Below are 8335 nucleotides of genomic sequence, written 5' to 3' on the forward strand. Positions count from 1 at the left end.
CCCACGACGGGCAGGAACGCGCCGATGAACGTCAGCACGGCCAGCGGCAGCGCGATCGGCACCCCGAGGATCCACAGCGCCAGCCCGATGAAGAAGCCGTCGACCATGCCCACCAGCGCGACCCCGCCGCCGCCGGAGATGGCGGCCGTGCTCGTGCTGTACGCGCTGGCCGCGCTGACCGGCACCGCGCTCGGCGCGCTGACCAGCCGGCCGATCCTGCCGTCGCCGGCACTGTCGATCATGGCGCTGCTGCTCGGGTTCCTGGTGATGCTGCTGGTCAGCGCGTCACCGCTGTACTGGCTGACCGTTCCCCTGCTGGCCTGGATGAAGACGGCGAGCGCCGGGGCGCTGCCTGCCGAGTTCCCGCAGCTGGCCGCGATCACGCTGGCGTAGTGCGTGATCGGCCTGGCCTGCTACGTCTGGCGGCGCCGAGCCTCCTGAACCGCGCTACTCGGCGGCGGCGAGCTGGCCGCAGGCGCCGTCGATCTCCCTGCCCCGGGTGTCGCGGACCGTCACCGGCACGCCGTGGAACTGCAGCCTGCGCACGAACGCCCGCTCGTCCTCCGGCCGGGACGCCGTCCACTTCGAGCCCGGCGTCGGGTTGAGCGGGATCAGGTTGACGTGCACGAGCTTGTTCTTGATCAGCTTGCCGAGCAGGTCGGCCCGCCATTCGTGGTCGTTGATGTCCTTGATCAGGGCGTACTCGATGGAGACGCGCCGCTTGGTCTTGGCCGCGTACGCCCAGGCCGCGTCGAGCACCTCGGCGACCTTCCAGCGCGTGTTGATCGGCACCAGCGTGTCGCGCAGCTCGTCGTCGGGGGCGTGCAGGGACAGCGCGAGCGTGACCGGCAGGCCCTCGTCGGCGAGCTTGGCGATGGCGGGCACCAGCCCGACCGTGGAGACGGTGATGCCGCGCGCGGACATGCCCAGCCCGTGCGGCGCCGGGTCGACCATCCGGCGGACGGCGCCGATCACCTGCTTGTAGTTGGCCAGCGGCTCGCCCATGCCCATGAACACCACGTTGTTCACCCGGCCAGGACCGCCGGGCACCTGGCCGGCCGCCAGCGCGCGGGCGCCCGCGACGACCTGCTCGACGATCTCGGCGGTGGACATGTTGCGGGTCAGCCCGGCCTGGCCGGTGGCGCAGAACGGGCAGTTCATGCCACATCCGGCCTGCGAGGACACGCACATCGTGACCCGGTCGGGGTAACGCATGAGCACCGACTCGACCAGCGCGCCGTCGAACAGCTTCCACAACGTCTTGCGCGTGGTGCCGCCGTCGGTGGTCAGCTCCTTGACCGGGGTCAGCAGATCGGGCAGCAGCGCGGACAGCTTCTCGCGCGAGGCCGCCGGCAGGTCGGTCATCTGCCCGGGATCGGTGGTGAGCCGCTCGAAGTAGTGACGCGAGAGCTGGTCGGCGCGGAAGGCCTTCTCTCCCAGCTCGGCCACCGCGGCCCGGCGCTCGGCCATGGACAGGTCGGCCAGGTGTCGCGCGGGCTTGGCCCGGCGCGGCGCGACGAAGGTGAGCTGACCTGGGGGCTGAGACACGTTCCTGCCTTTGCGTGAGGAGTTACCGACCAGGGTAATGAACGTTGGGATCGGAGGTGGCATTCCTGGTCACGGTATGGCTCGCGTCAAGGATGTCAGCCGATCTACAGTCATCTCGTATGGCGATTTTTCGGTCGGCTACTGGCGAGGGCGGCACCGAGGTCGTCCTTGCCACGGGTAACCCGTACGGCAGCCGCACGCTCGTGGTCGAGCGCGACGACGACTCCTCGGTGGCTTACCTGTGCGCGCCCGACGGCACCGTGCACGGCGCGGTCTGGCTGGCCAACCATCGCCCGGCGCCCGAGGTGGTGGATCTGGCCAGGATCAACGCGAACCTGCCGCCCCTGATGCCCAGGGCCAACACCACGCACCCGGAAGGACGCCGTCCGCTCGGCCAGCTCAGCGCGCTCTGGTTCGAGGAGGGCGACGGGGTCGCGATCTACGAGAACGACGACGAGCTGCTGGCCGTCATCCCCGGCTGGGCCGACATGAGCCGGGGCATGCCCGGCTACGCCAGGGACGCCGTGGGCGAGTCCCCGTTCGCCTGGGCCCTGTCGGAGGCGCTGGAAGGGCTGCGGCCACGCATCTCGAACGCCAGGTCGTACTGGCGCTGGCGGCACAGCGAGGGTTCGTGGCCGTCGTTCCAGCAGTTCGTGATGGGCCACCTGGAACGGGCGCTCGGCCCGGCCGGCCGCTACTGGGACGCCAGCGGCGAGCGGCTGCCCACCGTCGGCATCACCGAGCGCCCGCCGCACGACAGGCGTGACTTCACCGTGGTGTCCACGGTGGGGATGAGCTGCCAGCGCATGCCCACGGTCGAGCAGTGGATCGACCGGCCCGGCGCGTACGCCAGGATCGAGCTGGCCGTGGCCACCAGGGACGACCCGAAGGACGCGGCGTTACTCCTGGTCTGGCTGTCGCAGTATCCGTGGCACTCGGTCACCTGGCTGGGGCACGGGCACACCGCGAAGTGGTATCACGAGCCCTCGACGTTCCCGCTGGGATCGCGGTACTCCGGGGTGCTCATGCTGGCCAACGCTCCCGCCATGCCCGACATGTCGGGGTTCGCGTTCGGGGGCGAGGCCGTCCGGTGGCTCTGGCTCACGCCCGTCACCGCCGAGGCGCTGACCGGCTAGAAGAAGAGGGTCATCAGCAGCCAGACCGGCACCAGCGTCGTCACCAGCGAGTCGAGCCGGTCCATCAGGCCGCCGTGCCCGGGCAGGATCGTGCCCAGGTCCTTGATGCCCAGGTCACGCTTGATCACCGACTCGATCAGGTCGCCGACCGTGGCCAGGAACGCGGCCAGCGCGCCGATCAGCGCGCCCTGCCAGAGCGCGCCGCCGAGCAGCCACGTCACCAGCCAGGCCCCGACGGCGGTGCAGGCGATGACGGACCCGGCGAAACCCTCCCAGGTCTTCTTCGGGCTGATCACCGTCATCTTGTGCTTGCCGAACAACACCCCGGCGATGTAGCCGCCGATGTCGCTGGCCACGGTCACCGCGATGAAGATCAGCACCCGGTCGCGGCCGTCCGGCGGCATGAGCAGCAGCGCCGCGAACGCCGCCAGCATCGCCGGGTAGAACAACACGAACACCGACGCCGTCGCGTCACGGACGTAACCCTCGGTGCCGCCGGCGAACATCCGCCAGATCAGCAACACGAACGCGAACACCGCGAACGCGCCGAGCAGCCACAGCGGACCACCCCAGTACGCCCCGGCCTGCATCGCCACCAGCCCGGCCAGCACCGGCACGAGCGGCACCTTGATGCCCCGGGTGGCGAACGCCTGGCTCAGCTCGGCCACGCCGACGCCCACGGCGCCCACGAGCACCAGGAGGAAGAGCTCCTTGATCGTGTAGAGCGAGCCGATGACCAGAGCGCCGAGCCCCACGCCGACCGCGATCGCGGCAGGCAGGTTCCTGCCGGTACGGCTGCCGCCGCTCGGGCTGGTGCCAGCCGTACGTTCTTCCACCGGGTCTGATCCTTAGGGTCCGGTACTTGGGGGTGGTTCTCCATGCGCCACGGCCCCCGCCGCCAGGGCGAGGGCCGCGTGGCGCGCGCCGCTCAGACTTCGAGCAGCTCGGCTTCCTTGTGCTTCAGCAGCTCGTCGATCTTGGCGACGTGCTTCTGCGTGAGGTCGTCGAGCTCCTTCTCGGCCCGGCGCACCTCGTCCTCGCCCGCGTCGCCATCCTTGATCATCTTGTCGAGGATCTCCTTGGCGGAACGGCGGATGTTGCGAATGGAGACCTTCGCGTGCTCGCCCTTGTTCCTGGCGACCTTGATGTACTCCTTGCGGCGCTCCTCCGACAGCTCGGGGAACGTCACGCGGATCACCTGGCCGTCGTCGGTGGGGTTGACGCCGAGGTCCGAGTCGCGGATGGCCCGCTCGATCGCGGCCATCGAACTCTTGTCGTACGGCTGGATCAGGACCATGCGCGCCTCGGGCACGTGGAACGAGGCCAACTGCTGGATCGGTGTCGGCGTACCGTAGTACTCGGCACTGATCTTGTTGAACATCGAGGGCGTGACTCTGCCGGTCCGGATGCTCGCGAAGTCCTCCTTCGCGACCGAGACGGCCTTGTCCATCTTTTCCTCGGCTTCGAGGAGGGTTTCGTCGATCACAGCGGCTCCCTGTCTACTAGCTGGCGGTGTCGGGCTCGCTCCCTATTTGCCTGCGGGACTCACCAGCGTGCCGATTTTCTCACCGCGGACCGCTCGCAGGATGTTGCCCTCGCCCATGAGGTCGAAGACCACGATCGGCAGATCGTTGTCCTTGCACAGGCTGATCGCGGTGGCGTCCATGACCGCGAGGTCACGGAGCAGCACCTCGCCGTAGTCGAGATGGTCAAACCTGACCGCATCCGGATTCTTTCGTGGATCGGAGTCGTAGATCCCGTCCACCTGGGTGCCCTTCAGCAGCGCCTCGGCGCCGATCTCCAGCGCCCGCTGCGACGCGGCGGTGTCGGTGGAGAAGAACGGCGAGCCCAGTCCGGCGCCGAAGATGACCACGCGCCCCTTCTCGAGATGCCTGATCGCGCGACGCGGCAGGAACGGCTCGGCCACCTGCTGCATCGTGATCGCGGTCTGCACGCGGGTCTCGACGCCGCGCCTCTCGAGGAAGTCCTGCAGCGCCAGGCAGTTGATGACCGTGCCGAGCATGCCCATGTAGTCGGCCCTGGCCCGGTCGATGCCCCCCTGCGACAGGGTGGCGCCGCGGAACATGTTGCCCCCGCCGACCACCACCGCGACCTGCACGCCCTCGCGTACGGCCTCGGCGATCGAGTCGGCCAGGTGGTTGACCACGGCCGGGTCGATGCCCAGCGGGTCGTTGCCGGCGAACGCCTCGCCTGACAGCTTCAACATCACCCGCTTCCAGCGCAGCGAGTGTTGTGGAAATGGGGAAGCCGCCGTCCGTGTGGATTCGTGGGCTGACTCCCGGTGGTCCTGCACGGCGGCGGCCTCCTTCATTCGGTGGAACTGTGGGCTGGAAGCTTGCTCAAGCCTAAGCCTGGCCGACCTTGAATCGGACGAACGCCAGCACCTCGACGCCGTTCTCCTCGGCGAACTTGCCCACGCTCTTCTTGTTGTCCTTGACAAAGGCCTGCTGAAGCAGCGTGAAGTCCTTGTACCAGCCGTTGACGCGGCCCTCGACGATCTTGGCGATCGCGGGCTCGGGCTTGCCCTCCTCGCGGGTCATCTCCTCGAAGAGCTTGCGCTCCTTCTCGACGACCTCGGCGGGGACGGAGTCGGCCTTCAGGTACTGCGGGGCCATCGCGGCGGCGTGCTGCGCGATGTCCTTGGCGACATCGGCGTTCGGCTTGTCGAGCTGAACGAGCACGCCCACCGCCGGCGGCAGCGCCGGGTCGGTACGGTGCATGTAGGCGCCGATGTAGCCGCCCTCGAGCACCGCGAAACGACGGATCTCGATCTTCTCGCCCAGCGCGGCGTTGGCCTCGTCCAGGTGGTCCTTGACGCTCTTGCCGTCGAAGGAGGACTCGAGCAGCGTCGCCACGTCGGCCGGCTTGGTCTCAAGCACGTGCGCGACGACCTGGGCGGCCAGCTCCTGGAAGCGCTCGCCCTTGGCCACGAAGTCGGTCTCGCAGTTGAGCTCGAGCAGCGCGGCGAGCGCGTCGCCCTCCTGCTTGAGCGCGACGAGGCCGTTGGAGGCGGTACGCGCCTCACGCTTGCCCACGTCCTTGGCGCCCTTGAGACGCAGCAGCTCGACGGCGCGGTCGAAGTCGCCGTCGGCCTCCTCGAGCGCCTTCTTACAAGCCATCATGCCGGCAGCGGTGATCTCGCGAAGCCGCTTGACGTCGGCCATGTTCACGGAAGCCATTGCTTTTCCTTGTGGGATTTCGTCGTCGTCGTGGATCGGGTGGGCGCCCGGCCTTTCGGTCACCCACCCTTGTTGGTACGGCAGTCGCGTGCCGTACGGAAGCCTTGCTCGAGGACTCGGGCGTGCCTTTCAGTTGGCATACTGCCCCAGCCTGGCCGCGGATAGCGCGTGCGCGCCGCCGCTTGGCCGGTCGGGGCACTTGCCTTGCCCGAACCTATGGCGCCGGGCCTGGCCGTACGCCCCTGGTGAGGGGTGTGCCGGCCGGGCCGTTCACTCGGTCGAACCTACGGAACTCACCGGACCGGGACGGCCCGGCCGTGAGACGTGCACCAGACCCCTCAGACCTCGCGCCTCAGCCCGAGACGGCCTTTCGGACCCTCAGCCCGAGACGGCCTTTCGGACCCTCAGCCCGAGGCGGCCTTTCGGACCCTCAGCCCGAGATGCCCTTTCAGGCCCTCAGCCCGAGACGTCCTTCGGACCTCGTTCGCGGGGTGGGTCCGAGGCGCTTCGAGCGCTCGGACCCATGGTGCGCGTCAGTCCGCAGGAACGGCGGGCCGGTGGCCCGTCGGTCGTCAGGCCTGCTGCTCGGTCTCGGTCGCGGCCTCAGCCTCGGCCTCGGCGGCCGGAGCGGCGGCCTCGGCGGCGGGGGCTTCCTCAGCGGCAGGGGCCTCGGCGGGAGCCTCAGCCGCGGCGGGGGCTTCCTCAGCGGCGGGGGCCTCGGGCTGGCCCTGCTCGATGAGCTCGCGCTCCCACTCGGCCAGCGGCTCGGCGGCGGCCGGCTTCTCGTCACCGCGGGCGGCGCCGGAGCGGGCCATCAGACCGGCGGCGACACCGTCGGCGACCACGCGGGTGAGCAGGCCGACGGCGCGGATGGCGTCGTCGTTGCCCGGGATCGGGTAGTCGACCTCGTCCGGGTCGCAGTTGGTGTCGAGGATCGCGACGACCGGGATGCCAAGCTTCTTGGCCTCGCTGATCGCGATGTGCTCCTTCTTGGTGTCGACGACCCACACCGCGCTGGGCACGCGGCCCATGTCACGGATACCGCCGAGCGTGCGCTCGAGCTTGTCCTTCTCGCGACGGCGCATGAGGAGCTCCTTCTTGGTGAGCCCCGAGCCGGCGACGTTGTCGAAGTCGAGCTCCTCGAGCTCCTTCAGACGCTGAAGCCTCTTGTGCACGGTGGAGAAGTTGGTCAGCATGCCGCCCAGCCAGCGCTGGTTGACGTACGGCATGCCCACGCGAGCGGCCTGCTCGGAGATGGCCTCCTGAGCCTGCTTCTTGGTGCCGATGAACAGGATGGTGCCGCCGTGGGCGACGGTCTCCTTGACGAAGTCGTAGGCACGGTCGATGTACGACAGCGACTTCTGCAGGTCGATGATGTAGATGCCGTTGCGCTCGGTGAAGATGAAGCGCTTCATCTTCGGGTTCCAACGACGGGTCTGGTGACCGAAGTGAACGCCGCTCTCGAGCAGCTGTCGCATGGTGACGACGGGGGCCATGTGATGGTCCTCCAGGTCTGGCGCCCTGCAGGGGGGCGCGGTTCTCGGTTGTGCCGCGGCAGCGCGGGGCTGCCGCCCTGATGCCCCGAAACCGCTCCAGCCGGGCCTGGGCCCGGACCGAGGGTGCGGTCCGCAACGGGGCATGCGAAGTCGGCCTATGGTTACAGGCCATCGAAAAGTCTACCTCCCGCGCCGCCCCCGGCTGACCGTCTCAGGTCAACCCGGACGATCGTGGTCTTCCGTCGGTATTCCCGGCGGTGTCCTCGCCACGTGCGGAAAGAGGCTCACTTGCGCCTCGGCGACCCGCGCGCCGAGCGGCGCCGAGCGCTCGTCGCGGTAGCGGGCGATGTAGGGCTCCAGCAGCTTCTCGATCTCGCCGTAGATCCCCGCCATCTCGGCCGCGTCGACCCTGATGATGGTACGGCTGAAGCGGATGGCCTCCCGCCACTCCTCGCTCTCCTGCGCGTGGTGGGCCAGCGCCCGTTCCGCCTCTCTGTTGGCCTCGTCGCGGAAGACCTTGATCAGCAGGTTCTTGGCGGCACGCACGTCCGGCTGGTCGTCGGGCAGCACGCCGACGGCGAGCGACCTGTCGACGGCCTTCCACAGCCGCTCACGGCCGTCTCCCCGGGGCGGGGCGTCCTCGACGAACCCGTACTTGGCCAGCATGCGCAGGTGGTAGCTGGCGGCGCTGGGGGTGATGCCGGCGATCTCGGCCACCTCGGTGGCCGTGGCGGTGACGCCGCTGACGAGCTTGTTGAGTATCAGCAGCCGCGCGGGGTGCGCCAATGCCCGCATGGCCTTGGGGTCACTGAGCCACTCACTCTCCCGCGTCATGCGCCCAAGGTACCTGGATCTCGATGTGAAACATTGCCTTCACAACTGTGAAGCATTACCTTCACACTTAAATGAAGGAAACCCTCCACACTTTGGAGCCCCATGCCCACCACCCCAACCC

At 68.9% G+C, this 8335-nt stretch carries 9 protein-coding genes; 2 read left to right on the plus strand and 7 right to left on the minus strand.

Annotated elements, in window-relative coordinates:
- The first annotated feature begins 105 nt into the window (after positions 1 to 105).
- Positions 106 to 393, plus strand: a complete 288-nt coding sequence (locus HII36_RS51075; RefSeq protein ID WP_173530650.1) for a hypothetical protein — start codon at positions 106 to 108, stop codon at positions 391 to 393.
- A 54-nt stretch (positions 394 to 447) separates the two neighbouring features.
- On the opposite strand, the gene rlmN is transcribed toward HII36_RS51075, so the two are convergent.
- Positions 448 to 1548 carry a 23S rRNA (adenine(2503)-C(2))-methyltransferase RlmN gene (rlmN, locus tag HII36_RS51080; RefSeq protein ID WP_173530651.1) on the minus strand — a complete coding sequence of 367 codons (1101 nt, stop codon included), beginning with the start codon at positions 1546 to 1548 and terminating at the stop codon, positions 448 to 450.
- A 119-nt stretch (positions 1549 to 1667) separates the two neighbouring features.
- Here rlmN and HII36_RS51085 point away from each other — a divergent pair, with 119 nt between their 5' ends.
- A complete protein-coding gene (locus tag HII36_RS51085; RefSeq protein ID WP_173530652.1) occupies positions 1668 to 2684 on the plus strand; it encodes a suppressor of fused domain protein in 1017 nt (338 codons plus the stop codon).
- On the opposite strand, the gene HII36_RS51090 is transcribed toward HII36_RS51085, so the two are convergent.
- The 6 genes from HII36_RS51090 to HII36_RS51115 form a co-directional block, all read right to left on the minus strand.
- Complete coding sequence (locus HII36_RS51090) at positions 2681 to 3520, minus strand: phosphatidate cytidylyltransferase (RefSeq protein ID WP_173530653.1); 840 nt, start codon at positions 3518 to 3520, stop codon at positions 2681 to 2683. The genes HII36_RS51085 and HII36_RS51090 overlap by 4 nt on opposite strands.
- A gap of 92 nt (positions 3521 to 3612) precedes the next feature.
- Positions 3613 to 4170: a ribosome recycling factor gene (gene frr / locus HII36_RS51095; protein ID WP_173530654.1), complete on the minus strand. Its 558-nt coding sequence runs from the start codon at positions 4168 to 4170 to the stop codon at positions 3613 to 3615.
- 42 nt (positions 4171 to 4212) lie between these two features.
- Entirely contained in the window at positions 4213 to 4911 is a 699-nt protein-coding gene (gene pyrH / locus HII36_RS51100) for a UMP kinase (RefSeq protein ID WP_217370995.1), read from the minus strand.
- Positions 4912 to 5050: 139 nt separating this feature from the next.
- The gene (tsf, locus tag HII36_RS51105) at positions 5051 to 5884 is read right to left on the minus strand and encodes a translation elongation factor Ts (protein ID WP_173530656.1); all 834 of its coding nucleotides are present in this window, start codon (positions 5882 to 5884) and stop codon (positions 5051 to 5053) included.
- Between the two features lie 572 nt (positions 5885 to 6456).
- Entirely contained in the window at positions 6457 to 7380 is a 924-nt protein-coding gene (gene rpsB / locus HII36_RS51110) for a 30S ribosomal protein S2 (RefSeq protein WP_173530657.1), read from the minus strand.
- A 216-nt stretch (positions 7381 to 7596) separates the two neighbouring features.
- The gene (locus tag HII36_RS51115; protein WP_173530658.1) at positions 7597 to 8214 is read right to left on the minus strand and encodes an ArsR/SmtB family transcription factor; all 618 of its coding nucleotides are present in this window, start codon (positions 8212 to 8214) and stop codon (positions 7597 to 7599) included.
- Positions 8215 to 8335 lie beyond the last annotated feature (121 nt).

The sequence above is a fragment of the Nonomuraea antri genome (assembly GCF_013283785.1).
Classification (GTDB): Bacteria; Actinomycetota; Actinomycetes; order Streptosporangiales; family Streptosporangiaceae; genus Nonomuraea; species Nonomuraea antri.

Bases quoted from the DNA above. Each gene is read 5' to 3' on its own strand.
- HII36_RS51075 (WP_173530650.1), top strand. From the start codon at position 106: ATGCCCACCAGCGCGACCCCGCCGCCGCCGGAGATGGCGGCCGTGCTC.
- HII36_RS51085 (WP_173530652.1), top strand. From the start codon at position 1,668: ATGGCGATTTTTCGGTCGGCTACTGGCGAGGGCGGCACCGAGGTCGTC.
- pyrH (WP_217370995.1), bottom strand. From the start codon at position 4,911: ATGTTGAAGCTGTCAGGCGAGGCGTTCGCCGGCAACGACCCGCTGGGC.
- tsf (WP_173530656.1), bottom strand. From the start codon at position 5,884: ATGGCTTCCGTGAACATGGCCGACGTCAAGCGGCTTCGCGAGATCACC.
- rpsB (WP_173530657.1), bottom strand. From the start codon at position 7,380: ATGGCCCCCGTCGTCACCATGCGACAGCTGCTCGAGAGCGGCGTTCAC.
- HII36_RS51115 (WP_173530658.1), bottom strand. From the start codon at position 8,214: ATGACGCGGGAGAGTGAGTGGCTCAGTGACCCCAAGGCCATGCGGGCA.